The sequence below is a fragment of the Elusimicrobiales bacterium genome (genome assembly GCA_041651175.1).
Classification (GTDB): Bacteria; Elusimicrobiota; Elusimicrobia; order Elusimicrobiales; family Elusimicrobiaceae; genus JAQTYB01.
The window spans coordinates 1-24,131 of the sequence record JBAZJT010000023.1 but is presented as its reverse complement, the minus strand read 5'-3'; the positions used below and the strand labels follow the sequence as shown (position 1 = coordinate 24,131).

The window sequence follows — 24,131 nt, the reverse complement described above, 5'->3', positions numbered from 1 at the left end:
ACAGACGAAGCAGGCGGCTGCGCCGGCCAAGGGGCCGGCGGAAAAGCGCGCCAAGGAAACTGCCGTCCAGTCCGTTCCGAAAGACTATATGCCGCGCCTCAAGTCGGCATACAGGGAGCGGATACTGCCGGCCATGCTAAAGGAGCTTGGCGTTTCCTCGCCCATGTCGGCGCCGAAGCTGGAGAAGGTTGTAATCAACATCGGCGTCTCCGAGGCGAAGGAAAACATACAGGCTCTTGAAACAGCCAAAGACGATTTGTCCCGCATCTCCGGCCAGGCGCCGCAGGTGCGAAGGGCGAAAAAGTCCATCTCCAACTTCAAGCTGCGCGAGGGCATGCCCATCGGCGTGCGCGTAACCCTGCGCGGCATGATGATGTACGAGTTCACGGACCGCTTCGTCTCTGTCGCCTGCCCCAGAATACGCGACTTCCAGGGTTTTGACCCGAAGTGCTTTGACGGGCACGGCAACCTCAACATCGGACTGAAGGAACATCACATATTCCCCGAAGTCGACGTGGAGAAATCGCCCAAGGCGCGCGGAATGAACATCACGTTCGTGACCACCGCCGATGACGACAAGGGCGGCAGGCTGCTGCTGGAACTGATGGGCATGCCTTTCCGCAAGGCGGAAAAGGCCGCCTCCGCGAGGTAATTTATATGGCTACTACAGCATGGATGGCTAAACTGCGCAAACCGCAGAAGTTCGCGGTGCGCTACCGCAACCGCTGCCAGATCTGCGGACGCCCGCGCGGCTATTACCGCGACTTCGGGCTCTGCCGCATCTGCCTGCGCAAAATGGCGCACGAGGGACTTATCCCCGGCGTCAAGAAATCAAGCTGGTGAGGTTTGACCAATGGACCCTATCGCAGATCTTCTGACCAGAATACGCAACGCCAACGGCACGGGCAAGGAGCGCGTGGACGTTCCTTTCTCCAGGCTGAAAATGGAAATCGCCCGCGTGCTTAAAGAGGAAGGCTATATTTTCGGCTGCCAGCCCATGCGCACCGAGAACAAGCGCGGCATAATGCGCGTCGTCCTCAAATACACGCCGGAGAAAGAGGCCGTCATCCACGGGCTGCGGCGCGTGTCGCGCCCCGGCAGCAGGGTGTACCGCCCCTATACCGAAATACCCAAAGTGCGTGGCCCCTTCGGCATAACGATACTGTCCACCCCGTCGGGGGTGATGACAGACACGGACGCCAGGAAGAAAAAAGTCGGCGGCGAAGTTCTCTGCCAGGTGTGGTGATTATGAGCAAAATAGGAAAAAAACCCATCGCCGTGCCCGACAAGGTGAAAGTGTCCGTCTCCGGGCAGCAGTTCAGCGCGGAAGGCCCGCTGGGCAAAATGAGCTACACCCTGCCGGAGCATATCGGCGTAACCGTCAAGGACGGCAAGCTTTTCGTGGAGATGTCCGGCGGCGAGCGCAGGCTGGTCAACATCCACCACGGCACCACCCGCGCGCGGCTGGCCAATATAGTGACGGGCGTGTCGGCGGGCTTTGCCAAGACGCTGGAAATAAACGGGCTGGGCTACAAAGCTCAGGTGCAGGGAACAAAGCTCAATATGGAGCTGGGCTTCTCTCATCCGGTGCTGATGGATGTCCCTCCCGGCCTGAAGGTGGAGGTGGACCCGAAGCAGACCCTCGTCTCCATCAAGGGCATAGACAATATTTTGGTGGGCGATTTCGCGGCGCGGCTGCGCCGGCTGCGCCCGCCGGAACCGTACCAGGGGACCGGGGTGCGCTATCAGGGTGAGCATATACAGCGCAAAGCCGGCAAGACCGCTGCGGGTTCTACCGGCGGCGCGGCGGCCAAGTAAGAGGATTCCATGACCACCAAACAGGAACGTTACGAATACAGGAAGGCGCGCTCGCGCAACAGGCTGTGCGCCGCCGGGATTGAAAAGCCCCGGCTGTCGGTATACCGCAGCCTGAGATACCTCTACGCGCAGATTGTGGACGACAATACCGGCAAAACGCTGGCCCAGGCGTCCACGCTGACCAAAGAGGTTTCCGCCAAGGGCGGCTGCGCCAAAAACGTCGCGGCGGCCAAGTCGCTGGGCGAGACTATCGCCAAAAAGGCGATTGAAGCCGGCGTCAAGGAAGTCCGCTTTGACAGGGGCGGGCGCATTTACCACGGCAGGATAAAGGCTTTGGCGGACGGCGCTCGCGCCGCCGGGCTGAAGTTTTAAGGAGAAATTTGCATGTCAGAGAAAACATTCACCCAGAAGGAAGCCGCCGCCAAGCGGGAGAAATCCTCCCGCGGGTTCAGGCGCGACGGCGCGGACGGCGCGGATTCAACGGAGAAAATGACCGTGGTCAACCTCACCCGCACCGCCAAGGTGGTAAAGGGCGGAAAGCGGTTCTCGTTCCGCGCGCTGGTGGTGGTGGGCGACATGGACGGCAAGGTGGGCGTTTCCATCGGCAAGGGCAAGCAGGTGCAGCTGGCCATACAGAAGGCCGCCTCGCATGCGCGCAAGCACATGGATAAATATCCCATCGTCAATGGCACCATCCCGCACGAAACTGTCGGCAAGTTCGGCACCGGACGGGTGTGGATGAAACCCGCCGCGCCGGGCACCGGCGTCATCGCGGGCGGCGGCGTGCGCGCGGTGCTGGAGGCCGCCGGCGTCAAAAACGTGCTGACCAAAAATCTGGGCAGCCCCAATCCCTTCAACACAGTGTATGCCACGTGCGCCGCGTTGGGCACGTTGTACACCAAAGAGAAAATCGCCAGCCTCCGAGGCGCGGCGACGGTTGCTCCGCCCGAGGCGGTCGCTCCCGGCAAGGAAAAAGACCGCAAACCGGCGGCAAAATAGAGAGGTTCTATGACAGGTCTTCATTCGCTTTCGCCCAAATACGGTGCGACGCATAAGAAAAAACGTCTCGGACTTGGACGCGGTTCCGGCCACGGCGAGACTTCCACCCGCGGGCAGAAAGGCCAGCGCAAGGAATCCGGCGACGGCAAGATGATAGGCTTTGAAGGCGGCCAGATGCCGCTTTTGCGCCGCATCCCGAAAAGCGGGTTTTCCAACGTCCAGTTCGCCCGCCGCTACGAGTGGGTGAATCTGTTTTCGCTGTCAAAATTCCCTGCCAACGCGGAAGTTACGCCGGACTCGCTGAAAAAAGCGGGGCTGGTCAGCCGCTCCTGCGCGGTCAAGGTGCTGGGCGGCGGCAAGCTGGACCGCGCGCTGAAGGTAAGCGCGCACGCATTCAGCAAATCCGCCAAAGACAGCATAGAGAAAGCCGGCGGCACGGCCACGGTTCTAAAGAAATAGCGCGTTGCGCGCGTCATTATGGAACAGACAACCAGTCTAGCCAATATATTCAAGGTGCCGGACCTTAAAAAACGGCTGCTGTTCGTGCTTGGCGCGCTTGCGATATACCGGCTGGGCGCGGTCATTCCGATACCGGGCGTCAACGGCCATGCGCTGAAGGCGCTCTTTGACGCGCACCGCAACTCGCTGCTGGGGTTTTTGGATATTTTCTCCGGCGGCGCGATGAGCAGGTTCTCCATCCTGTCCATGGGCGTGATGCCGTATATCAACGCCTCCATCATAATGAGCCTGCTCCAGGGCGCGCATGTCGTTCCGTATCTGGACAGGCTGGCAAAGGAAGGCGAACTGGGCCGGCGCAAGCTGAACCAGATAACGCGGGCGTTCACGCTGTTTCTGGGCGCGTTCCAGTCCTTCGGCCTTACGGTGGCGCTTACCCACATGTCGCCCGGCGCGGGGGAACCGATTGTCGCCAATCTCACGCCGCTGTTTTACTTCACCACGGTGCTGACGCTGGTTACCGGCACCATGTTCGTGATGTGGCTGGGCGAGCAGATAACCGAGCGCGGCATCGGCAACGGCATCTCGCTGATAATATTCGCCGGCATAGTGGACAGGATGCCCTCGGCATTCATGAACCTTATCCGGCTCATTCAGGCCGACGAAATCAGCATCATCATGGCCATAATCATCGCCGCGCTGGTGTTTGCGGTGATGGCCTGCGTGGTGTGGGTGGAGACGGCGCAGCGCAAGATTCCCGTCCAGTACGCCCGCCGGCAGGTGGGTAACCGCGTCTACGGCGGCGCGTCCAGCTATCTGCCCCTCAAGGTGGACCAGTCGGGCGTCATCGCCGTCATATTCGCGGTGTCGCTGCTTAGCGTGCCGATGACTATCGCCCAGTTCAACCCCGGCGGCAGGCTGTCGCAATGGGTGAACAATGTGTTCGGCCAGAGCGGCGGCGTATACGACATAATGTATGCCGTGCTGGTGATATTCTTCTGTTACTTCTACAATTCGGTCAGCCTCAACCCCAAAGACCTATCCGAAAACATGAAGAAATGGGGCGGCTTCATCCCCGGCATACGCCCGGGCGAACCGACGGCAACCTATATAGAATGGGTGCTTAACCGCATCACGCTGGGCGGGGCGCTGTTTGTGGCGGCCATCGCGGTGCTGCCGGATTTGCTGAGGAACAAATTCAACGTGCCGTTTTATTTCGGCGGCACTTCGCTGCTGATAGTGGTCGGTGTCGCGCTGGACACCATCAGCCAGCTTGAGGCGCATCTGGTGATGCGCAATTACGAGCCGCTCATGAAAGGCGGCAGGATACGCGGGCGCTGGTTCAACGTCGGGGCGAATTAGATTCCCGGCGGAAAAACTGGTATAATCTTATGAATCTTATTCTTCTTGGCGCGCCTGGCGCGGGCAAAGGAACTCAGTCCCCCGTTTTGTGCGCGAAACTGGATTTGACGCATGTTTCCACCGGCGATATTTTCCGGGACGAAATCTCCCGCAAGACGCCGCTGGGGACGCAGGTTTCCCAGATAGTGGCATCCGGCAAGCTGGTGCCGGATTCGCTTACCCTGGAGCTGGTGGCCAACCGCATCAAAACAGTGGCCGGCGGCCTGCTGTTTGACGGTTTCCCCCGCACGATAGAGCAGGCGGAGGGGCTGGATTTGCTTCTGGAAAAAACCGGGCGCAGTCTGGACGCGGTTATTTTCGTGGATTTGCAGGAGAGCGAGATAATACGGCGGCTCACCAGCCGGCGCACCTGCAAGGCATGCGGCAGGATTTACAATTTGTTTAGCAACCCGCCGGCCAAAGCCGGCGCGTGCGACGTTTGCGGTGGCGAGCTTGTACAGCGCGCCGATGATTCGGAAGAAACCGCAAAGCGCCGCATTATGGTTTACCGCGACCAGACGGAGCCGCTTGTCGCCTACTATAAAGCCAATCACCGCTTTATAAAGGTTGACGGAGGCCTCGCGCCGGACAAGGTTTCCGGCGCGATATACGCCGCGCTTGAAGCGAAGTGAAGCGGCAGGTCGTCATCCGCCGCAAACCGGCGCTGGAGCTTAAAACCCCCGCCGATATCGGCAGGATGCGCAAAGCCGGGCGGGTGGTGGGCGAAGTTTTGAAAATTCTGGCGGAGGCCGCCGTTCCGGGCGTCTCCACCGGCCGGCTGGACGAGATTGCGGCGGCTGAAATAGCCGCGCGCGGCGCCAGGGCGGCTTTTCTGGGGTACAGGGGCTTTCCGGCCTCGCTGTGCGTCTCGGTGAACGAGGAAGTGGTGCACGGCATACCGGACAAGCGGCGCATTCTGCGCGAAGGCGACATAGTGAGCCTGGACCTCGGCGCGGTGTGCGACGGATTTTACGGCGACGCCGCCGTAACCGCGCCGGTGGGCGCGGTTTCTGAAAGCGCCGCGCGGCTGATAGAGGTTACGCGCAATTCGCTGGCGGCGGCGGTGGCGGCGGCAAAGCCCGGCGCCCGGCTGGGCGATGTGTCGCGCGCGGTGCAGGATGTGGCTGAGGCCGCGGGAATGTCGGTGGTGCGCGAATTTGTGGGGCACGGCATAGGCCGCAATCTGCACGAGGAGCCTGCCGTCCCCAATTTCGGAGACAGGGGAACCGGGCCGGAGTTGAAACCCGGCCTTGTCATCGCCATAGAGCCGATGGTTAACACCGGCGCCTGGCGGGTGAGGGTGAAAGAGAACGGTTGGACTGTGGTTACCGAGGATGGCGGGCTGTCCGCTCATTTCGAGCATACGGTCGCGGTAACGGAGAATGGAGCCGAAGTCCTGACCGCAGTCTGAGAAACGGAGGCGGGCCTGTACGGGCCATATGTCAAGCGAAGGCGACAAGATAGAGGTTGAAGGAAAGATACTGGAGTCAATGCCCAACGCGATGTTCCGCGTGGAGCTGCCCGGCGGGAAAGTGATACTGGGGCATATCTCAGGCAAGATGAGGATACACCATATCCGCATACTGCCCGGCGACAAAGTGAAGCTGGAGCTTTCGCCTTACGACCTGACAAGGGGCCGTATAATATACAGGGAAAGATGACCGGCGGCGGCAATGCCCCGGCGGGATTTGATGTACGGAGGGCGCCCGGCATCGGGCGCGACTTAAGATGAAAGTAAGAGCAAGCGTGAAGAAAATCTGCCAGAAGTGCAAAATCATACGGCGCGGCGGCGTGGTGCGGGTCATCTGCTCCACCAAGAAACACAAGCAGCGCCAGGGTTAAGGAGAAGCGACCATCATGGCCAGAATATCAGGCGTAGATTTGCCGAAAAACAAGCGCATAGACATCGCGCTCCGCTACATTTACGGCATAGGCCCGGCCGCGGCGACAAAAATACTCGCCGGGCTTAACGGGCAGATAGACCCCGCCACACGGGTCAAGGATTTGACCGAGCAGCAGGCCGGTCTTCTGAACACGGCGATTCAGAAAGGGCTCAAGGTGGAGGGCGAACTGCGCCGCGAAGTTGCCCAGAACATCCACCGCTACGTGGAAATCGGCTGCTACCGCGGGCTGCGGCACCGCCGCAACCTGCCGGCGCGCGGACAGCGCACCCGCACCAACGGACGCACCCGTCGCGGCAGAAGGAGAACCGTAGGCGCGTCCAAGCCCGGCAAGGTCGGAGCGCCCGCCGCGGCGGCGAAGTAGGAGGATTGGGAAAACTTTTCCCTTTAACATATGACAGAAGAGAAAAAACCAGTTAAACCGGCGGAACAGACCCCCGCCCAGCAGCCGGCTGACGCCGCCAAAGCGGCGCCCGCGCCGGCGGCGCACAAAGGCCCGCGCAAGAAGGGCCGCGCGCCCGCTTTCGGGCTTGTGCATATCAACTGCTCCTTCAACAATACCGTCATCACCATCACCGATGACAGGGGCAATGCCATCACCTGGGCCACCTCCGGCGGCTGCGGCTTCCGCGGCACCAAGAAGGGCACCCCGTTCGCCGCGCAGATAACCGCGGCCAAGGCCGTCGGCAAGGCGGTGGAGCTGGGAATGCGCGAGGCCGCCGTGCTGGTTTGCGGCCCCGGCCCCGGGCGCGAGACGGCGGTGCGCGCCGTCCAGTCATCGGGACTGCACGTCATCAGCATCAAGGACGTAACCCCCATCCCGCACAACGGCTGCCGTCCGCCCAAGGCGAGAAGAGTTTAACAAGGAGCGTCGCATACTATGGCCCGTTACACCGGTCCCAGCTGCAAAAAATGCCGCAAGCTTGACACCAAGCTTTTCCTGAAGGGCGGCAAGTGCTATTCTTCCTGCGTGATGGAGCGCCGCTCTGCCAAGCCGCCCATGCGCGGCGGCTCCGGCAGGTCGTTTCGGAGCAAGCAGTCCGAATACGCCGTGCGCCTTGCCGAAAAGCAGCGCGCCCGCCGCATGATAGCGATGACGGAGCAGCCCTTCCGCAACACCTTCGCCCGCGCCGCCAAAACGCCGGGCAAGACCGGAGAAATTTTCCTGAGATTTCTGGAAACCCGGCTGGACAACATCGCCCGCCGCATCGGTTTTGCCACGTCGCTGAAAACGGCGCGCCAGATGGTTAAGCACGGGCATGTCAAGGTCAACGACAAAAAAGTGGACATTCCCTCCTATCAGCTCAAGCCGGGCGACAGGGTGTCCATATCCTCCGCCGCGGCGGAGACTCTGGTTGTGCGCCAGGGTCTGGAAGCGGCGGAAAAACGCTCGCTGCGGCCCAGCTTCATCACCTACGACGCCGCCGCGCGCGAGGGCAAGCTGCTCCGCTGGCCGGACCGGGGCGAAATGTCCTTCCCCGTCAAGGAGCTGCTGATAGTGGAGCATTATTCCAAGTAAAGGCCCGCCGCGGGCTTAAAGCCCGCGGCAGCGCGATTTGCGGAATTAACGGAGGTTTGCGATGCCATTGGAAGAACTGGTGCTGCCGGGGAAAGTGCAGGTGGAAGACAAATCGTCAACGGATTCTTACGGTAAATTCACCGCCGAGCCTTACGAGAGCGGCTACGGCCACACGGTGGGCAATTCGCTGCGGCGGATACTGCTCTCCAGCCTTGAGGGGGCGGCGGTAACCGCCGTCAGGATAGACGGCGCGGTGCACGAGTATAGCACCGTCGCCGGTGTGCGGGAGGATGTGGTCAACATCCTGCTCAACCTCAAGCGGCTGCGCGTGCGCATACACAACGGCGCGCGGGAATATATTTATCTCTCGGCTTCCAAGCAGGGCGCGGTAACCGCCGCCCAGGTGCGCGAGACCGACAATGTTGAAATCATCAACAAGGACCTTGTCATCGCCAACCTGGAGCATGGCGGCAAGCTGGAGGCGGAGATAGAAGTTTCCGCCGGGCGCGGCTACATGCCCGCCGAGGAGCTGGCCAGGGTCAACAGGCCGGCGGGGTTCATACCGGTGGACGCGCTGTTTTCGCCGGTAACGAAGGTGCATTACGATGTGGAGCCGGCGCGCGTCGGCCAGAAGACGGATTATGACCGCCTCGTGCTGGAGATTTCCACCGACGGCACCATCAAACCGCAGGACGCGCTTCTGAAGGCGGCGGCGCTGCTGAAAAAATCGCTGCATGTGTTTACGCCGGAGGGGGAGGCCGCCGCAGCTCCCGCGGACGAGGTTCAGGAGGGCGCGCAGGCCGCGCCTCAAGCCGCAGCCGCGCCGCTGGAGCCGCGTCTGGAGGAGTTGCTGGGCCAGCCGGTGGACATAATAGAGCTTTCCTCGCGCGCCGCCAACTGCCTCAAGGCCGCCAAAATCAACACCATAGGCGACCTCGTGGTTAAGACGAGCGACGAGCTCAAGGCCATCAAGAATTTCGGCGCCAAATCCCTGGATGAGATAACCGAAAAACTCCAGGGCATGGGGCTGTCGCTGGGAATGAAAACAAAGTAAAGGGGTTTTTAGTATGATAAAAAATCTGGGGCCGCGCAAGCTGTCTAGAACCGGCTCGCACCGCAAGGCGATGCTTTCCAACATGGCGGCCAGCCTGCTCATGCACGAGCAGGTGCGCACCACAATTCCCAAGGCCAAGGAACTGCGCCGCGTCGCCGAAAGGATAATAAACGACGCGCGCAAGGGCCGCCACCTCAAGCTGCGCGAATCGGTGCAGAGCAAAGCCGTTTACAAAAAGCTGGTGGAAGTGCTGGCGCCGCGCTATGCCGCGCGCAACGGCGGCTACACCCGCATTCTCCGACTGGGCCGCCGCAAAGGCGATTCGGCGGAGCTGGGCCTGGTAAAACTGGTGGAATAAAAATGCTGGATTATCTGTTCAGTCTCTTCTCCAACGACATGGGCATGGACCTCGGGACGGCCAATTCCCTTATATATGTGAAGGGAAGGGGCATAGTCCTGCGCGAGCCGTCCGTAGTCGCCATAGACAGGGAGAGCCGCAAGGTCCTCTCGGTCGGCACGGACGCCAAGCAGATGCTGGGCCGCACCCCGGCCAGCATAGTGGCGGTGCGCCCGCTGCGCAACGGCGTCATAGCGGACTTTGAAGTTACGCAGGAGATGATAAAGTATTTCATCCGCAAGGTGCATAACCGGCGCAACCTGCTGCATCCGCGCATAGTCATAGGCATCCCGTCGGGAATTACGGAAGTGGAGCGGCGCGCCGTGCAGGAAGCGGCGGAACAGGCCGGCGCGCGAGAGGTTTATCTTATTGAGGAGCCGATGGCCGCCGCCATAGGCGCCGATCTGCCTATATCCGAGCCGCACGCCAGCATGATAGTGGATATCGGCGGCGGCACCACCGAGGTGGCCGTCATCTCGCTGGGCGGCATGGTGGTCACCAAATCCATAGACGTCGCCGGCGACGAGATGGACGACTGCATCATGCAGTACTTCCGCCGCAAATACAATTTAATCATCGGCGAAACCACGGCGGAAGAAGTGAAGTTCCAGATAGGCTCGGTGTTTCCGCTCAAGGAAGAAAAGACGATGGAAGTCAAAGGCCGCGACCAGACGCAGGGCCTGCCCAAGACGCTGGTGGTTACCAGCGAGGAAATACGGCAGGCGCTGATGGAGCCGGTGCGGCTTATAGTGGATATAATCAAGGGCGCGCTGGAGGAAACTCCGGCGGAGCTTGCGGCGGACCTGGTGGACCGCGGCCTCGTGCTGGCCGGCGGCGGCTCGCTGCTGCGCGGGATGACGGATTTAATCAGGCAGGAGACGGATCTTCCCGTCCACCGCGCCGCGGACCCGCTTAGCTGCGTTGCCATAGGCACCGGCAAGTTCATAGAAGAGCTTGACAATATCCGCAACCGAAGACCCGATTTCGCTTCATCCTGGTACCGCGGCAAGTCGTATTAGCCCGGAGGCGCGCCGCGTTACGCGGGCGCGCCCCGGCTGTTTGTCTGGCGGGGCCGGACTCGGGTTTCCGGGTTTTATACCCGGAGACTTATGCATAAAGAAAAGCAGCATGCCACCATAGCGGCGGCGGTTTTTTCCGCGCTGTCGCTGCTGTTTCTGTTGCTGCCTTCCTCCCCTGTTGTGAATTCCGCAAAAGCCGCGCTGGCATTTTCGCTGCTGCCTTTCGTTTCCGCGGGGCATTCCGCCGCTGAAATCACGGCGGGGGCTCCGCGCAATATCGCAGCGCTTATAAACGCGGAGGAGGAGAACCGCGCCCTGCGCCTGCGCCAGAAGGACGCCGACATAACGGCTGCCCAGCTGGAGGCCGCGCTGGAGACAAACAGGCGGCTTGCGGCGGAAACGGGTCTTTCCGCATCCGAAAAATGGCGCGGGGTGTGGGCGCGGGTGATGGAGCGCGACCCGGCGCATTGGAATTCATCTTTTCTGGTTGACAGGGGCGCTTCCTCCGGCGTGCAGCCGCATGACCCGGTTTTGGGCGTGCAGGACGGCAGGGCCGGAATTGTGGGCAAGGTCGTGGAAGTCTGGCGCGACAGCGCGAAAGTCCTGCTTGCCACGGACGAGATGTTTTCCGCCGTCTGCTATGTGGAGGGGCGCAACTGGGACGCGCTGGCCGAAGGCCGGGGCCGCGCGGAACTGCGGCTGAACTATCTTCCCTCGGACGCGAATGTGGAAAAGGGCGCGAAAGTGTTTACATCGCGTTCCAGCGTGGTGTTTCCGCAGGGGATTTTAGCCGGCACGATAATCGGGGTGCATCAGGCGGGAAGTTTTCAGACCTTTACTTCCGCGGATTTGCGGCTGGCGGTAAGGCCTGAGGCCGCAAAAGAGGTTTTCATAATGAGCAGGAACCGTCCGCCCGCGCCTGCGGAGCAGGGGGCGGCGAAATGACGTTTATCAGGCTTGCGGCGCTATATGTCCTGTGTGTTGCGGCGCAGTGGTGGCTGGGCGCGCATTTGTCGCCCGGGGGCGTAACGGCCAACGTGCTTCTGGATGCCGCCGTGGCTGTGGCCGTGCTGGGCGGGCCGGTGGCGGCGCACGGCTTTGCGTTCATGTGCGGGCTGTATTTCGATTTCATGTCGCCCCGGATGTTCGGCGGACATGCGCTGGCGTTCACGCTTATGGCGCGCGCCATATGGTTTGTCCGCTGGCGGCTGGATTTCCCGACGCCGCCGTCCCAGATGGCGCTTGCCGCCGCGGCTTCGGTGTTTGCCGCCGCGTTCCATTCGCTGCTGGGGATTGTCTTCGCGGGCGGTTTTATCTGGAGGGGATGGGCTTTTTCCGTTTTCACGCCGGTCGCCAATGCCGTGGCTGCGCCTTTTGTGTTCGCGCTTGCCGCGGTTTTCGCGCCGCCGCCGGATAAATCCCGCCGAAGGTGATGGCTCAGATAAAAATCCCGCGCGAACGGTTAGAGCAGCTCTGGCTTGCCGTCTGGCTTGCCGGCGCGCTTATAAGCGTGCGCCTGGCCGGCATCCAGCTTGTGCGGCACGGCTACTACAGCAAAGCCGCCGAGCGTAACCGCACCCATATAATATACCGCAACGCGCCGCGCGGCAGGATGCTTACCGCCGACGGCGTGGCCATAGCCTCAAGCGAGCCGTCGTTCAGCCTCATTTATCTGCCGGGCAGGCTCAAGGACCCTCAGTATCTGAAACAACTGGCCCGGGATTTCGCGCCGCGCCTGTCGGCGGATTATGACGGGCTGCTGGAAACGCTGCAGCGCGCCTTTGACAACGGCGCGCCGGTGCGCCTGGCGGAAAACCTCTCGTCGCGCTCCATGTTCGCCTTCTCGGAGCTTAAAACCCTCTATCCCGGCATAGATTTGGTGGAGGAGACCAAGCGTTGGTATCCCTACGGCAAATTCGCCAGCCATCTTACAGGCTACATGGGCAGGATGGATTTGCAGGAATGGAAGGCCGCGCGCGGGAACGGCGGCTACCGCATAGATTCCCGGCTGGGCCGCAGCGGCATAGAGAAAATGTACGAAAAACAGCTCAAAGGCGGCGACGGCGGGCTGTATCTGGAGGTGGATTCCAGGGGCAGGCTGCGCCGCATGCTGGCCAACAAGCCGTGGCGCTCCGGCAGCGACATTCACCTCACTCTGGATTTTCAGGCGCAGAAAGCGGCGGAGGAGGGGCTGAAAGGCTCGCTCACTAAATCCGGCGCGGCCATCGCCATAAACCCAGCCAACGGCGATGTGCTGGCGCTGGCCTGCGCGCCGGATTTTGATCCCAATATGTTCGTGGTTTTCAGCGACAGCCAGGCCTCCGCCGCGCCTTTCAAGACGCTGCCGGAGTATAATCTGGTTACGCAGGGGACTTTCGCCCCCGGCTCCACCTTCAAAATAATCACCGCCGCCGCCGCGCTGGAGACAGATTCTTTCTCCACGGAGGACGAGTATTTCTGTCCCGGCTATTACAATGCAGGCAGCCGTGTTTTCAAATGCCATGAGAAAAAGGGCCACGGCAGGGCGGATTTTTTCAAGGGCATGGCCAAGTCCTGCGACGTCTATTTTTACAACCTGGGGATTAAGATAGGCCCGGCGCAGATAGAGAATTACGAGCGCGCCTTCCGGCTGGGACAGCCCACAGGCATAGACATCCCCGGCGAGAAGGCGGGCCACGTATTCGGCCCGGGGGAACGCGCCCGGCGCAAAACCTACTGGTTCATAGGCGACACGCTCAATCTCTCCATCGGGCAGGGCGAGCTGCTGGTTACCCCCGCCCAGATGGCGCAGGTGATAGGCGCCGTGGCCAACGGCGGCGTTTTCTGGAAACCGCAGTACGTGGAATCCATCACCGGGCCCGACGGCAGCGTGGAGTACAAACACAGCCCGCAGTTTCTGGACAGGGCCGCGATGAAGCCGCAGAGCTGGGACACCCTGCGCCGCGCGCTGAAGCTGGTCGTGGACGAGGGAAGCGGGCAGGCCGCCAAAATAAAGGGACTGGAAGTCTACGGCAAAACCGGCACCGCCCAGAACCCGCAGGGCGGCGATAATTCGTGGTTTGTGGCTTATGCGCGCCGGCCCGGGCAGCAATCCCGCGTGGCGGTGGCGGTGCTGATACAGCATGGCGGGCATGGCGGAGTTTCCGCCGCGCCGGTGGCCAAAGAGATTATAAAAGCCGTCTACCGCTGGGACGAGAAAACCGGCGCCCCCGCCGGAGCCGCCGCGCCGCCGCCGGAAAAACCGGACGCTTCTCCGGGCAAGTCCGCAAAGGCAGCGTCCGCCGTCGCGCCGTCTTCCGGGACTGCCAAGACCGCGCCGGCGCAGCCCGCGCGCAATCCGGTTCCGGCGGACACGCGCAAGCCCGCGCGCGATATTTTTGTGGGGATGGAGCAGTTGCCATGATATTTGAGCCTCAGGAAAAGGGCCTTCATAAAGCCCGCATGGACTGGCTGCTGGTGCTGGCCGTGCTAATGATAACCACAATCGGCACTCTGGCTATAATGTCGGCCACGGTGGCCTTGCCGGCGCACGCGCATATAGTGAGGACGCATTTCATAGCGCTGCCGCTGGCCGCGCTGCTGTTCATGTTTGGCTGGAGCTTCAATTACCAGGTTTACCAGGACCAGTGGAAAATACTTTACGGGGTTTTGCTTGCCGCGCTGGTGGCGGTTCTGCTGGCCGGCAGTTATGACAGAGGCTCCAGGTCATGGTTCAAGCTGCCGTTTTTTTCCGTGCAGCCCTCCGAGCCGTGCCGCATCGCCATGATTCTGGTTTTCGCCAATTATCTTGACCGCAACGCCGCCCGGATACGGGAAAGCGGCGTTCTTCTGAAGGGGGTGCTGCTGACGGTCCCGTTTTTCTATCTGCTGATGAAGCAGCCGGATTTCTCGGCCTGCGCGATAACGTTTCCGGTCATCATAGGAATGCTCTATTGCGCGGGAGCGCGAATGTTTCATTTGATTGTAATACTGGGCTACGGCTTTATCGCCGGCTCGCTGCCGCTGCTGTGGACCTTTCTGGCCATGCACCCGGAATGGCTGGAGGCGAATGGGCTGCTGCGGGGAATATATTCGCTTGCCTCGTTCGGGCTGCCGACGCTGTATTTCTGCGGCGGCGCGGCGCTGGCGGCGTGGCTGGGCTGGCGGCTGGCCAACAAGTTCCGGGCATATCTGCCGTCGCTGTATTTCATAGGCGGCGCGCTGGTGGTGATGGCGGGGTTTCTGACCGCGGTGTGGGCGCAGAACCAGCTCAAGGAATACCAGCGCAAACGGTTTGAGGTTTTCCTGGCGCCGGAGGTGGACCCAAAGGGCGCCAGCTATAATCTGCTTCAGGCGCAGATAGGCATGGGGGCGGGAGGCTTTTTCGGCAGGGGCGTGTTTTCGGGCACGCAGTCGCGCCTGGGGTTTGTGCCGGAGCGGCACACGGATTTCGTGCTGTCCGTCGTGGGAGAGGAGATGGGTTTTATCGGTACGTTGGGTGTATTGCTGCTGTACCTGTTCATGCTGCGCCGGATTATGGATGCGGGGCAGGTTTCGCGGGACCAGTACGGCTATCTGGTCTGCTGCGGGATATTCGCGTTGTTTTCTGTGTATATGGTGATAAATTTCGGCATGCTTTCGGGGCTGCTGCCGGTGGCGGGGATTCCGCTGCCGCTGGTGTCCTACGGCGGCTCCAACCTGGTCGCGTCGCTGTGGGCGGCGGGGCTGGTTGAATCTGTTTACGCCAGGAGGATGGCCATTGTCTGATTTGAAGCAGTACCGCCTGCGCGCGCGCTTTGCCCGCAAGGGCGAGGCCGCGCGCCTGAGCCAGCTGGAGCAGATACGTTTGCTGCGGGCGGCGGTGTCGTCGTGCGGGCTGCCCTGTGCCATGAGCGGCGGCAAAAAGCGTCTGCCCAGAATGGCGTTCGGGCCGGCGATTTCGGTGGGTTATGAAAGCGAAGCCGAATACGCCGACATCTGCCTCTGCGCCCCGGTCCCGGAGCGGGAGGCTTTCGCCAAACTCTCCGCCGCGTGCGGCGGCGGGTTTTCCGCGCTGGGGGTAAAGCGGATTCCGCTGCATTTCCCGTCGCTGGAATCGCTGCTCAACGTGGCGGAATATGAAGTGTCCGGGGATTTCGGGCCGGAGCCGGACGCTTCGCTGGAGCGTTTCCTGGCCCGTCCTGAAATACCGGTGGTCAAACAGAAGCACGAAGGCCCGCAGGAGCGCATAGACGCCAGACCCCTGATAATGGAGATGAAGCATGACTCCGGCAGGCTGCGCCTGATGCTGCGCTTTAGTCCGGGCCGCAACCTCAAGCCGGAACTTATACTGCGCGCGTGGCTGGACCGGGAAATATCCGGTTTCGCCGTCACCAGAAAACAGTTGTACTGGGAGACGCCGGGCGGCCTCAGCGCGCCTTAACTCTGGAGGATTCCATGCAGGATTTTTACAACATGAAAAAGAAAGTCGGAAGCAGCAGCAGCGGCGGCGGAGGCGGCGGAGGAGGTAAAGCCGTCAAAACCGAAATTCTGGCCAACACCTCTTTTGAGGAGACCAGGATCGCCATACTGGAGGACGGGCGCCTCAGCGAGCTGCACTGGGAAAGGCGCGGCTCGCTCAACATCGTGGGCAATATCTACAAGGCGGTGGTGGAAAACGTGCTGCCCGGCATCTCCAGCGCTTTCGCCAACATCGGCTACGAGAAAAACGCCTACCTCTATATTTCCGACGTGCTGGGTGGCGACAAGGACCCTATAGACCGCCTGCTCAAGAAAGGGCAGGAAATCATGGTCCAGGTCAACAAAGACGCCATAGGCACCAAGGGCATGAAGGTTACAATGGACGTCTCCCTGCCCGGGCGCTATCTGGTGCTCACGCCTTTCCAGAAATTCGTGGGCATATCAAAAAACATAGAGGAGGGCGAAAAGCGCAAGCGGCTCACCGATATCATGGCGCGCATAGCCTCCGCCCATCTGGTCAATATGGGCTGCATAGTCCGCACCGAGGCCGAGGACGCCTCCGAAAGCGAGCTTGAAAGGGAAATCAAATACCTCAGCCGGCAGTGGGATTCCATACAGAAGCGCTTTGAGGCCGGGCGCGCCCCCTGCCTGCTGCACAAGGATATGGACCTTATCCTCCAGGTGGCGCGCGACATCCTCTCGGAAGAGGCCGGTATTTACCTGCTGGACAATAACGAGGATTACGAGAACGTGGTGGAGTTCGTCTCCAAAATCTCGCCGGAGCTTAAGGAGCGCGTGCGCCATTACACCGGCAAAACCCCCATATTCGCCGCCTTCAACGTGGAGCCGGAGATAGAGAACATCCGCAGAACCAAGCTGGCCCTGCCCAACGGCGGCACCATAATCATACAGGAGGCCGAATCCCTCTGCGCCATAGACGTAAACACCGGCAAGTTCACCGGCAGCAAGTCGCAGGAGGATACCGTCACCCAGACCAACATAGAAGCCGCCCACGAGGTGGCCCATCAGCTGCGGCTCAGGAATATCGGCGGCATAATAGTGATAGATTTCATAGACATGAAAAAGGCCGCCAACCGCCACCGCGTGGTGGAGGCGCTGGCCCAGGCCGTCAAGCGCGACCGCGCCAAAATCAGGATACTGCCGATAACGCGGCTGGGCCTTGTGGAAATGACGCGCGAGCGCAAACGGGAAAGCACCGTCTCCCTGCTTACCGAGGAATGCCCGGAATGCCACGGTTCGGGCCGCGTGCTTTCCGCCGAGAGCATGCGCATCAAAATCCAGCGGGAAATCCGCAACCTCACCTCCGGCAAGCCGGGCGGCGCGCTGCGCGTGGTGCTGCATCCCATGCTGGCGGAAAGCCTGCGCTCCCGCCACGAGGTGATAGAGCGCAATATACACAGGAGCATGAAAATCCAGGCGGATCCGCAGCTTACATGGGAAGACTACAGAATTATATTGGAATAGCGGCGGCGCTGTCCCTCCTGTGCGGCGCGCCCGCTTTGGCGGCGCGCCGCGCGGAAACGCCTTCGGAATACGGGCAGATTCAGGTTTCCGAAAGCGGCGAGTTCAGGACGGCGGTAAAGACGCTGCGGCTTGGCGGCGCGCTGCTGGCCGACGCCAGGGACACCGCGCGCGCGCTGGGCGGCTCCGCCGCGCTGTCGCGCGGGCGGCTGGAGCTGCGCTTTGCCGGGCTGACCGTGAAGCTGCGCATGGATTCCAGGCAGGCAGTCTTCGGCTCCGCCGCGAAAACCCTGTCAGCTCCCGTTATCATGTCCGGCGGCAAGCCTTTTGTCCCGGTGGAGGTTTTCACCGCGCCGGAGCTGGGGGCGGCCCTGTCCCGCAGCATAGACTACAACGACACCGCCAAATCGCTTGACATAGACAAGCTGTGGCAGGTGGGCGGGCCGGACTATTCCTCGCTGGGGCCGGTAACGGAACTGTCTTTTGAACTGCGCGGCGTGTCCGGGTATGCCACGGCGCAGCCTTCCCCGTCCACGTTGGAAATCACGATTCCGGGCGCCAGCGCCCAGTCCTGCGAGACGCTGCCGGTCAACGACGGCCTTGTGGACAGGGTTTCCGTGTCCGAGGCCGGCGGCGGAGTGAAAATATCGGTTTATTTTGAAAACGAGAAGGCGGTCTGGAACGTCTCGCGCGACAGCGGCTCCCTGGCCGTGGAGGTCAGCGTTCCCGAGCTGGCCGCGGGCGCAGGCGGGGATACGGCAAAACCCCAGCCGCCCGAAGCCGCCGCGCCGCCGCATCGGGAACTGGAGACCGCCGCCACCATACAGGAACGGCTCAATATCCCGGATTCCATAGTGGACCAGTGCTCCGGCAAGAGGCTTATTGTCATAGACGCCGGGCACGGCGGCAAGGACCCGGGCGGCAGCCGCAGGCGCGGCGTGGTGGAAAAGACGCTTAACCTCGCCGTGGCAAAAGAGCTGTCCGCGCTGTTCAAAAACAACGCGGTTTTCACCGCGCTGCTGACCCGCGCGACCGATTATTTCATTCCGCTGGACGGGCGCTGCGACATAGCCAACAGCAAAACGGCGGATATGTTCGTTTCCATACACGCCAACGCGCACAAGCGCCGCTCCGAGCGCGGTTTTGAAGTCTATTTCATGTCCGAGGATGCCAAGGACCCCTGGGCCAAGCAGGTGGCCGCATCCGAAAACGCGGTGCGCGGGCTGGAGAGCGCCTCGGTCCCCAGGGAGGGGCTGCTGCTGCACTCGCTGGCGCGCGCGGAGTATATGAACGAGAGCGCGGTTCTGGCGGGGTTTATTGCCGCCTCTCTGGCCCAGAAAAGCCCCGTAAGGAACAGGGGCGTCAACCAGGCGCCGTTTTACGTGCTGCGCGGCACTTACGCGCCCGCAGTGCTGGTGGAAATGGGGTTTATGACCAATCCCAAGGAGGCCGCGCTGCTGTCCAAAGCGTCCGTGCAGAAGAAAATAGCGCAGGGCGTTTATGACGGGGTGATGGCCTATGCCAAAAGCAAAGGCTGGAACAAAAAGAAGTAGAATCAGGCCTGCGGCCCTCTGCCGCCCGGATTTCATGGAGGTATTATGAAAATTATTTTAGCCTGCGCCGCGCTGCTGTGCTGCTGCGGCGCCGCCATGCCGCAGGATATAGACGCCGCCGCAGCCGGCGCGCAGAGCGCGGTGGAAACCGCGCAGGCGGTTCCCGCCGCAAAAAAGGAAAACGCCGCTCTCCGGCAGGGCAGTTCAGGCGGCCAGCGCTACGGCGGCGCGCCCAAACCCGTGCGGCGCGGCGTAAAGCGCCACAAATCCGGGCAGCGGCTGCTTGTCCCGGTCAGGACCGCGGTGGCGCAGTCCTCCTCCGCCGTCCAGGCCGCGCCCGCGGCGGGGACGGCGCCCGGCCAGAGGGGGGTGTCCTACATTTCAGGCGCGCAGAATGATGATGCGGATGCCGCCGGCGACGCCGACGATTCAGCAGACGATGCCCCGCAGCCGGCGGCCGGCGGATCGTCCGTTCCGGCTTCGTACGGGCCGCTTAAGGGTGTGGCGTCCGCGGAAGGCGGCGCGCTGATGTTTTTTGAGGACGAGGAAGGCGTCATCCGCGCCGTCAAATTCAAAAGCTATGGCGGCAAAACCGTCCTGGAGCCTGCCGCCTCCATAGGACGCAGATAACCATGCAGACAACAAGGGAAAACACCGCGTTCCGCGATATAGACGCGAAACAGCAGAAACGTTGGAATGATTCGGCGTTGTTTGCCGCGTCCCGCAAGCCCTCCGGTAAAAAATTCTATTCGCTGGACATGTTCCCCTATCCCTCCGGCACGGGGCTGCATGTGGGCCATCCCGAAGGCTACACCGCCTCCGACATACTGGCCCGGCGCGCCATGATGGGCGGCGCGGACGCGCTGCGGCCCATGGGGTGGGACGCTTTCGGCCTGCCGGCGGAAAATTACGCGATTCAAACCGGCGTTCATCCCGAAAAAACCACGAAAACAAACACGGACAATTTCCGGCGGCAGATACAGATGCTGGGCATGGCCTACGACTGGGGGCGCGAATTAAGCACCACAGACCCCGCCTATTACAAATGGACGCAGTGGATTTTCTTGCAGCTTTTCAAAAAAGGCCTGGCTTACGAGAGCATGATTCCAATCAACTGGTGCCCGTCATGCAAAACCGGCCTGGCCAACGAGGAAGTTTTCGGCGGCAACTGCGACCGCTGCGGCACGGCAGTGCGCCGCAAGAACATGCGCCAGTGGCTGCTCAAAATAACCGCCTATGCCGACAGGCTGCTTGCCGGGCTGGACGGGCTGGACTGGCCCGAATCCACCCTTGCCATGCAGCGCAACTGGATAGGCCGCTCCGAAGGCGCGGAGATTGATTTCCAGCTGGTCAAATTCGCGGAGAAGCTGCGTGTTTTCACCACAAGGCCCGATACCATTTACGGCGCGACCTATATGGTCATTGCGCCGGAGCATCCGCTGGCGCGCAAAATATGCGCGCCGGAGCAGCGCGTGGAGGTTGAAAATTACATAAACGCCGCCGCCGCGAAATCGGAGTTTGAGCGCAGCGACGCCGGGCGCGAGAAAACCGGCGTCTTCACCGGCGCGTATGCGGCAAACCCGGTCAGCAAAAAAGAGATTCCCGTGTGGATCGCCGATTATGTGCTGGGCGGCTACGGCACAGGCGCCATAATGGCCGTCCCAGCCCATGACGAGCGCGACTGGCAGTTCGCCGAAAAGTTCGGCCTGCCGGTTATTGAAGTGGTCAAAGGCGGCGACGGCAAAGGCTGCTTCTGCGGCGAGGGGACGGCGGCCAACTCCCCGCTTTTTGACGGGCTGCCCACCGCGCGGGCCAAAGAAAAAATAATCGCTTTTCTGGAGCAGAACAATCTTGGCTGCGCCAAAACCACATACCGGCTGCGGGACTGGGTTTTCTCCCGCCAGCGCTACTGGGGCGAGCCTATCCCCATAGTCCATTGCGAAAAATGCGGCCCGGTCCCCGTGCCGGAAAGCGAGCTGCCGCTTACCCTGCCCCCAGCCGATAAATTCCAGCCTACCGGCGAGGGAGAATCCCCGCTGGCCAATATCGCGGACTGGGTGAACACCAAATGCCCGCAATGCGGCGGCCCCGGCAGACGCGAGACCAACACCATGCCGCAATGGGCCGGCTCGTGCTGGTATTATCTGCGTTTTATAGACCCCAAAAACGACAAAGAGCTTTGCGCTCACGAACTACAGAAAGCCTGGCTGCCGGTGGACTGCTATATAGGCGGCTCCGAACATGCGGTGCTGCATCTGCTTTACGCCCGCTTCTGGCATAAATTCCTCTTTGACATAGGCGCGGTGTCAACGGAGGAGCCTTTTGTGAAGCTGCGCCATCAGGGGCTTATACGCTCCTACGCCTACCGCGACGGGCGCGGCGTCTACCATCCGTATTCCGACATAGACTTTTCCTCCGAGCCGGCAAAACTTAAGGCGACCGGCGAGGAGCTGGCCCGTTCCGACGAGAAAATGTCCAAGTCCAAGAAAAACGTCGTCGTGCCGGATTCGGTGGTGGACGAGTACGGCGCGGATGTTTTCCGAATGTATGAAATGTTCATGGGGCCGCTTGAAGCCTCCAAGCCCTGGGACATGAAGGGAATTGAAGGCGTCTCGCGTTTCGTAAAGCGGGTGTATTTCTGGGCCGACGGGCTTATTCAGAACAACGGCCTGGGCGGCGCGGACAGCGGGCGCGCGCTGGAAGTGCTGCGGCACAAGACAATCAAAAAAGTTTCAGCCGACATAGACGCGATGTGCTTTAATACCGCCATCTCCGCGCTGATGATTTATTTTAACGAGCTGCACCCGCTCCAGACAGTGAACGCCGTTCATCTTGAGACGCTGCTGAAGCTGCTGCATCCCTTCGCGCCGCATATCACCGAGGAGCTGTGGCAGAAATGGGGCAGGGAAGGCTTTCTGGTCAAATCCCCGTGGCCGGTTTACGACGAGGCGATGCTTAAGGAGGAGGAGGTTGAAATCGCCGTGCAGGTAAACGGCAAGGTGCGCGAGAGGCTGACAATATCCAAATCATGGGACGAGGAAACGGTGCGCGCGCGCGCGCTGGAAAAAGCCCGCAAACATATAGACGGCAAAACGGTCGTCAAGGTGATAGTGGTGCCCGGCAGGATAGCCAGCATCATAGTCAAATAGGGGGGAGAATATGAAAAAAATAATGGGAGCATTGCTTTTGGCGGCCTCCGCGCTGAGCGGCTGCGCCGACTCGCCGGATGTGGTCTACAGGCCGTATCCGCAGATACTGCCGCAGCATGTGACGAAGCTGGCCGTGCGGCCTTTCCTCAACAGGACCGAGCAGTTCGGCCTGGAAGACGCCTTTAACGTCCAATTGGTGCAGACCTTCCAGTTTGACGGCACCTATCCCGTAACCTCCGAGGCGCAGGCCGACGGCGTCATCACCGGCGAAATCTGGCGCTACATACTTACGCCCACGCAGTACAACGCGGCGCAGGTTTCCACCGCCTACAAGCTGACGGTGCTGTTCAAGGTCCGGTTTATAGACGTAAAAGCCAACGCCGTCCTGTGGGAGGAGCCGGCGATGGAAGGCATACAGATTTATTCGGACAGCTCGCTTCCCGGCGGAATGACCGAGCTTGCCGCCCGGCAGGCCATATGGGAGCGCATGTCGCAGGACATAGTAACGCGCGCCATAGCGGGTTTCGGCTCCGTCTCCAGCCAGTCGGAAAGGCGTATAGTGGGCGGGCCGCAGAATCAGGCCCAGCCCGCGGCGGCAAACGCTTCCCCCGCGCCTGCCGCTTCAACCCAGCCTGCCGTCCCGGCGCAATCCCCCGGCGCGGCGGTTCCGGCGCAGCAGCCGCAGTCCGGCGTTTCTTCGCAGCCCGCGGCGCAGCCGGCGGTGAATGCCGCTCCGGCGGCCCAGCCGGCAGCCGCCTCCCAGCCGCCGGCTTCGGACAATTCCGCCGTGCCCGTCGTTCCGGCGCAGCCGGCGCAATAGCCATGCCTGAACTGGACTCCCGCCGGTTTTACGCCGAGCTGGAGGCGGGGACAATACGCCCCGTCTACTGGCTTTCCGGCGAAAACGGCTGGGAACGCGACCGCGCCGCCGCCAGGATAAAGGCGGCGGTGAAACCGGACGAGTTCAATTTTGATTCCTTTTACGGAGACCGCGACGGCGGCGCAGACATCGCCCAGGCCGCCTCCTCCGCGCCGGTTTTCGCGGAGCGGCGGCTGGTGCTGGTGCGCCGCGCCGGCGCGCTGAAGGCCGACGGGCGCGAGGCCGTGTCCGAATATCTCAAAAACCCGCTGGAAAGCACCTGCCTTGTGCTTGTCGCCGGCGGAGGCGAGGGGGGAGGGCGCAAAGGCCCCAGGGGGCCGTCCCTTTCCGCCCTGGCGGCGCAGGCGGGCGCAGCGGTGGAGTTTGAGGCGCTGCGTCCTCAGGAGGCGCAGAAATGGGCTGCCGCCCGCGCCGGCGAGATGGGCGCGAAGCTGCCGCCGGAGGCGGCGGAAACCCTTGTTGAATCCTCCGGCGCGGATTTGTCCGCGCTGGAAAACGAAATCGCCAAGCTGGCCGCATACAAGGACGGCGCGGCCATAACATCCGAAGACGTGCTGCAATGCCTGGGATACGCCAGGGAGGCGGAGCCGTTTGCCCTCTCCGACGCTATTTCCGCGGGCGACGGCGCGCGCGCGCTGCGCGCCATAGACGCCGCTCTCGCGGCAGGCGAGGAGCCGGTGGTCCTGCTGGCCATGATGGCAAAATACGCGGAAAGAATGCTGCGCGTCAAGATAATGCTTTCCGCCGGGATGGAGCAGGGCCGCATCGCGGCGGAACTGGGCGTAAAGCCCTATTACGCGGGCCGCCTGGCGGCTGAAGGCAAGGCCAGAAGCGAGCGTTCGCTTTTTGCCGCGCTCAACCGGCTGCTGGAGGCGGACGCCGCGCTGAAATCCTCCTCCGGCTCCCCGGCGGCGGTGCTGAAATCCGCCGCGCTCGCACAGCATTTTCTAATTGAATAATGAGCCTGAAATCTCTCGTCGTGGCTCCGTCGGGATATTTTTTGCCATGCCTCCCGTTTTGATTGATTTTACCGTGTCTTTTTCCTCCGCTTCGCGCAGAATTCT

The 24,131-nt window shown here is 61.6% G+C and carries 29 protein-coding genes; all 29 read left to right on the top strand.

The genetic code is table 11. The features are described 5' to 3' along the window. Positions 1-88 precede the first annotated feature (88 nt). Positions 89-652 (top strand): 50S ribosomal protein L5, encoded by a 564-nt coding sequence (gene rplE / locus WC421_10415; protein MFA5162646.1) that lies wholly within the window; start codon positions 89-91, stop codon positions 650-652. Between the two features lie 5 nt (positions 653-657). Further along, positions 658-843, top strand: a complete 186-nt coding sequence (locus tag WC421_10410) for a type Z 30S ribosomal protein S14 (protein MFA5162645.1) — start codon at positions 658-660, stop codon at positions 841-843. Positions 844-853: 10 nt separating this feature from the next. After that, positions 854-1,246 carry a 30S ribosomal protein S8 gene (gene rpsH, locus WC421_10405; GenBank protein MFA5162644.1) on the top strand — a complete coding sequence of 131 codons (393 nt, stop codon included), beginning with the start codon at positions 854-856 and terminating at the stop codon, positions 1,244-1,246. A gap of 2 nt (positions 1,247-1,248) precedes the next feature. After that, positions 1,249-1,818 carry a 50S ribosomal protein L6 gene (gene rplF, locus WC421_10400; protein MFA5162643.1) on the top strand — a complete coding sequence of 190 codons (570 nt, stop codon included), beginning with the start codon at positions 1,249-1,251 and terminating at the stop codon, positions 1,816-1,818. Positions 1,819-1,827: 9 nt separating this feature from the next. Continuing rightward, positions 1,828-2,190, top strand: a complete 363-nt coding sequence (gene rplR / locus WC421_10395) for a 50S ribosomal protein L18 (protein ID MFA5162642.1) — start codon at positions 1,828-1,830, stop codon at positions 2,188-2,190. 12 nt (positions 2,191-2,202) lie between these two features. After that, positions 2,203-2,817 carry a 30S ribosomal protein S5 gene (gene rpsE / locus WC421_10390; protein ID MFA5162641.1) on the top strand — a complete coding sequence of 205 codons (615 nt, stop codon included), beginning with the start codon at positions 2,203-2,205 and terminating at the stop codon, positions 2,815-2,817. 9 nt (positions 2,818-2,826) lie between these two features. Continuing rightward, positions 2,827-3,276 (top strand): 50S ribosomal protein L15, encoded by a 450-nt coding sequence (gene rplO / locus WC421_10385; protein ID MFA5162640.1) that lies wholly within the window; start codon positions 2,827-2,829, stop codon positions 3,274-3,276. Positions 3,277-3,294: 18 nt separating this feature from the next. Then, the gene (secY, locus tag WC421_10380) at positions 3,295-4,635 is read left to right on the top strand and encodes a preprotein translocase subunit SecY (GenBank protein MFA5162639.1); all 1,341 of its coding nucleotides are present in this window, start codon (positions 3,295-3,297) and stop codon (positions 4,633-4,635) included. 29 nt (positions 4,636-4,664) lie between these two features. Further along, on the top strand, positions 4,665-5,306 hold the full coding sequence (locus WC421_10375; protein MFA5162638.1) for an adenylate kinase: 642 nt from the start codon (positions 4,665-4,667) through the stop codon (positions 5,304-5,306). Next, positions 5,303-6,085 (top strand): type I methionyl aminopeptidase, encoded by a 783-nt coding sequence (map, locus tag WC421_10370; GenBank protein MFA5162637.1) that lies wholly within the window; start codon positions 5,303-5,305, stop codon positions 6,083-6,085. The genes WC421_10375 and map overlap by 4 nt, the downstream gene beginning before the upstream one ends. A 28-nt stretch (positions 6,086-6,113) precedes the next feature. Further along, positions 6,114-6,335: a translation initiation factor IF-1 gene (gene infA / locus WC421_10365; GenBank protein MFA5162636.1), complete on the top strand. Its 222-nt coding sequence runs from the start codon at positions 6,114-6,116 to the stop codon at positions 6,333-6,335. A 67-nt stretch (positions 6,336-6,402) separates the two neighbouring features. Beyond that, a complete protein-coding gene (gene rpmJ, locus WC421_10360) occupies positions 6,403-6,516 on the top strand; it encodes a 50S ribosomal protein L36 (GenBank protein MFA5162635.1) in 114 nt (37 codons plus the stop codon). 15 nt (positions 6,517-6,531) lie between these two features. Continuing rightward, positions 6,532-6,939: a 30S ribosomal protein S13 gene (gene rpsM / locus WC421_10355; GenBank protein MFA5162634.1), complete on the top strand. Its 408-nt coding sequence runs from the start codon at positions 6,532-6,534 to the stop codon at positions 6,937-6,939. A gap of 30 nt (positions 6,940-6,969) precedes the next feature. Continuing rightward, positions 6,970-7,437 (top strand): 30S ribosomal protein S11, encoded by a 468-nt coding sequence (rpsK, locus tag WC421_10350; protein ID MFA5162633.1) that lies wholly within the window; start codon positions 6,970-6,972, stop codon positions 7,435-7,437. A gap of 18 nt (positions 7,438-7,455) precedes the next feature. Next, on the top strand, positions 7,456-8,094 hold the full coding sequence (gene rpsD, locus WC421_10345; protein ID MFA5162632.1) for a 30S ribosomal protein S4: 639 nt from the start codon (positions 7,456-7,458) through the stop codon (positions 8,092-8,094). Positions 8,095-8,155: 61 nt separating this feature from the next. Next, complete coding sequence (locus WC421_10340) at positions 8,156-9,148, top strand: DNA-directed RNA polymerase subunit alpha (GenBank protein MFA5162631.1); 993 nt, start codon at positions 8,156-8,158, stop codon at positions 9,146-9,148. A 13-nt stretch (positions 9,149-9,161) separates the two neighbouring features. After that, complete coding sequence (gene rplQ / locus WC421_10335; GenBank protein MFA5162630.1) at positions 9,162-9,506, top strand: 50S ribosomal protein L17; 345 nt, start codon at positions 9,162-9,164, stop codon at positions 9,504-9,506. Between the two features lie 2 nt (positions 9,507-9,508). After that, complete coding sequence (locus tag WC421_10330; protein ID MFA5162629.1) at positions 9,509-10,564, top strand: rod shape-determining protein; 1,056 nt, start codon at positions 9,509-9,511, stop codon at positions 10,562-10,564. A 90-nt stretch (positions 10,565-10,654) separates the two neighbouring features. Continuing rightward, the gene (gene mreC, locus WC421_10325) at positions 10,655-11,509 is read left to right on the top strand and encodes a rod shape-determining protein MreC (GenBank protein ID MFA5162628.1); all 855 of its coding nucleotides are present in this window, start codon (positions 10,655-10,657) and stop codon (positions 11,507-11,509) included. Then, on the top strand, positions 11,506-11,997 hold the full coding sequence (locus WC421_10320) for a hypothetical protein (GenBank protein MFA5162627.1): 492 nt from the start codon (positions 11,506-11,508) through the stop codon (positions 11,995-11,997). Before mreC ends, WC421_10320 begins: the two co-directional genes overlap by 4 nt. Then, positions 11,997-13,967 (top strand): penicillin-binding protein 2, encoded by a 1,971-nt coding sequence (gene mrdA / locus WC421_10315; GenBank protein MFA5162626.1) that lies wholly within the window; start codon positions 11,997-11,999, stop codon positions 13,965-13,967. Before WC421_10320 ends, mrdA begins: the two co-directional genes overlap by 1 nt. Next, positions 13,964-15,310, top strand: a complete 1,347-nt coding sequence (gene rodA / locus WC421_10310; protein MFA5162625.1) for a rod shape-determining protein RodA — start codon at positions 13,964-13,966, stop codon at positions 15,308-15,310. Before mrdA ends, rodA begins: the two co-directional genes overlap by 4 nt. Next, complete coding sequence (locus WC421_10305; GenBank protein MFA5162624.1) at positions 15,303-15,965, top strand: TIGR03936 family radical SAM-associated protein; 663 nt, start codon at positions 15,303-15,305, stop codon at positions 15,963-15,965. The genes rodA and WC421_10305 overlap by 8 nt, the downstream gene beginning before the upstream one ends. A 32-nt stretch (positions 15,966-15,997) precedes the next feature. Continuing rightward, positions 15,998-17,488: an Rne/Rng family ribonuclease gene (locus WC421_10300; protein MFA5162623.1), complete on the top strand. Its 1,491-nt coding sequence runs from the start codon at positions 15,998-16,000 to the stop codon at positions 17,486-17,488. Beyond that, positions 17,458-19,038, top strand: coding sequence for an N-acetylmuramoyl-L-alanine amidase (locus WC421_10295; protein MFA5162622.1), 1,581 nt, complete (start codon positions 17,458-17,460; stop codon positions 19,036-19,038). Before WC421_10300 ends, WC421_10295 begins: the two co-directional genes overlap by 31 nt. Positions 19,039-19,083: 45 nt before the next feature. Further along, complete coding sequence (locus tag WC421_10290; protein MFA5162621.1) at positions 19,084-19,668, top strand: hypothetical protein; 585 nt, start codon at positions 19,084-19,086, stop codon at positions 19,666-19,668. A gap of 2 nt (positions 19,669-19,670) precedes the next feature. Beyond that, positions 19,671-22,187, top strand: coding sequence for a leucine--tRNA ligase (gene leuS, locus WC421_10285; GenBank protein MFA5162620.1), 2,517 nt, complete (start codon positions 19,671-19,673; stop codon positions 22,185-22,187). A gap of 10 nt (positions 22,188-22,197) precedes the next feature. Next, complete coding sequence (lptE, locus tag WC421_10280; GenBank protein MFA5162619.1) at positions 22,198-23,007, top strand: LPS assembly lipoprotein LptE; 810 nt, start codon at positions 22,198-22,200, stop codon at positions 23,005-23,007. A gap of 2 nt (positions 23,008-23,009) precedes the next feature. Further along, a complete protein-coding gene (gene holA, locus WC421_10275; protein ID MFA5162618.1) occupies positions 23,010-24,026 on the top strand; it encodes a DNA polymerase III subunit delta in 1,017 nt (338 codons plus the stop codon). Positions 24,027-24,131 lie beyond the last annotated feature (105 nt).

What these genes read in the sequence shown, in the direction of transcription:
- rplE (MFA5162646.1), top strand. Translation starts at nt 89, where the DNA reads ATGCCGCGCCTCAAGTCGGCATACAGGGAGCGGATACTGCCGGCCATG.
- WC421_10410 (MFA5162645.1), top strand. Translation starts at nt 658, where the DNA reads ATGGCTACTACAGCATGGATGGCTAAACTGCGCAAACCGCAGAAGTTC.
- rpsH (MFA5162644.1), top strand. Translation starts at nt 854, where the DNA reads ATGGACCCTATCGCAGATCTTCTGACCAGAATACGCAACGCCAACGGC.
- rplF (MFA5162643.1), top strand. Translation starts at nt 1,249, where the DNA reads ATGAGCAAAATAGGAAAAAAACCCATCGCCGTGCCCGACAAGGTGAAA.
- rplR (MFA5162642.1), top strand. Translation starts at nt 1,828, where the DNA reads ATGACCACCAAACAGGAACGTTACGAATACAGGAAGGCGCGCTCGCGC.
- rpsE (MFA5162641.1), top strand. Translation starts at nt 2,203, where the DNA reads ATGTCAGAGAAAACATTCACCCAGAAGGAAGCCGCCGCCAAGCGGGAG.
- rplO (MFA5162640.1), top strand. Translation starts at nt 2,827, where the DNA reads ATGACAGGTCTTCATTCGCTTTCGCCCAAATACGGTGCGACGCATAAG.
- secY (MFA5162639.1), top strand. Translation starts at nt 3,295, where the DNA reads ATGGAACAGACAACCAGTCTAGCCAATATATTCAAGGTGCCGGACCTT.
- WC421_10375 (MFA5162638.1), top strand. Translation starts at nt 4,665, where the DNA reads ATGAATCTTATTCTTCTTGGCGCGCCTGGCGCGGGCAAAGGAACTCAG.
- infA (MFA5162636.1), top strand. Translation starts at nt 6,114, where the DNA reads ATGTCAAGCGAAGGCGACAAGATAGAGGTTGAAGGAAAGATACTGGAG.
- rpmJ (MFA5162635.1), top strand. Translation starts at nt 6,403, where the DNA reads ATGAAAGTAAGAGCAAGCGTGAAGAAAATCTGCCAGAAGTGCAAAATC.
- rpsM (MFA5162634.1), top strand. Translation starts at nt 6,532, where the DNA reads ATGGCCAGAATATCAGGCGTAGATTTGCCGAAAAACAAGCGCATAGAC.
- rpsK (MFA5162633.1), top strand. Translation starts at nt 6,970, where the DNA reads ATGACAGAAGAGAAAAAACCAGTTAAACCGGCGGAACAGACCCCCGCC.
- rpsD (MFA5162632.1), top strand. Translation starts at nt 7,456, where the DNA reads ATGGCCCGTTACACCGGTCCCAGCTGCAAAAAATGCCGCAAGCTTGAC.
- WC421_10340 (MFA5162631.1), top strand. Translation starts at nt 8,156, where the DNA reads ATGCCATTGGAAGAACTGGTGCTGCCGGGGAAAGTGCAGGTGGAAGAC.
- rplQ (MFA5162630.1), top strand. Translation starts at nt 9,162, where the DNA reads ATGATAAAAAATCTGGGGCCGCGCAAGCTGTCTAGAACCGGCTCGCAC.
- WC421_10330 (MFA5162629.1), top strand. Translation starts at nt 9,509, where the DNA reads ATGCTGGATTATCTGTTCAGTCTCTTCTCCAACGACATGGGCATGGAC.
- mreC (MFA5162628.1), top strand. Translation starts at nt 10,655, where the DNA reads ATGCATAAAGAAAAGCAGCATGCCACCATAGCGGCGGCGGTTTTTTCC.
- WC421_10320 (MFA5162627.1), top strand. Translation starts at nt 11,506, where the DNA reads ATGACGTTTATCAGGCTTGCGGCGCTATATGTCCTGTGTGTTGCGGCG.
- mrdA (MFA5162626.1), top strand. Translation starts at nt 11,997, where the DNA reads ATGGCTCAGATAAAAATCCCGCGCGAACGGTTAGAGCAGCTCTGGCTT.
- rodA (MFA5162625.1), top strand. Translation starts at nt 13,964, where the DNA reads ATGATATTTGAGCCTCAGGAAAAGGGCCTTCATAAAGCCCGCATGGAC.
- WC421_10300 (MFA5162623.1), top strand. Translation starts at nt 15,998, where the DNA reads ATGAAAAAGAAAGTCGGAAGCAGCAGCAGCGGCGGCGGAGGCGGCGGA.
- WC421_10295 (MFA5162622.1), top strand. Translation starts at nt 17,458, where the DNA reads ATGGGAAGACTACAGAATTATATTGGAATAGCGGCGGCGCTGTCCCTC.
- WC421_10290 (MFA5162621.1), top strand. Translation starts at nt 19,084, where the DNA reads ATGAAAATTATTTTAGCCTGCGCCGCGCTGCTGTGCTGCTGCGGCGCC.
- leuS (MFA5162620.1), top strand. Translation starts at nt 19,671, where the DNA reads ATGCAGACAACAAGGGAAAACACCGCGTTCCGCGATATAGACGCGAAA.
- lptE (MFA5162619.1), top strand. Translation starts at nt 22,198, where the DNA reads ATGAAAAAAATAATGGGAGCATTGCTTTTGGCGGCCTCCGCGCTGAGC.
- holA (MFA5162618.1), top strand. Translation starts at nt 23,010, where the DNA reads ATGCCTGAACTGGACTCCCGCCGGTTTTACGCCGAGCTGGAGGCGGGG.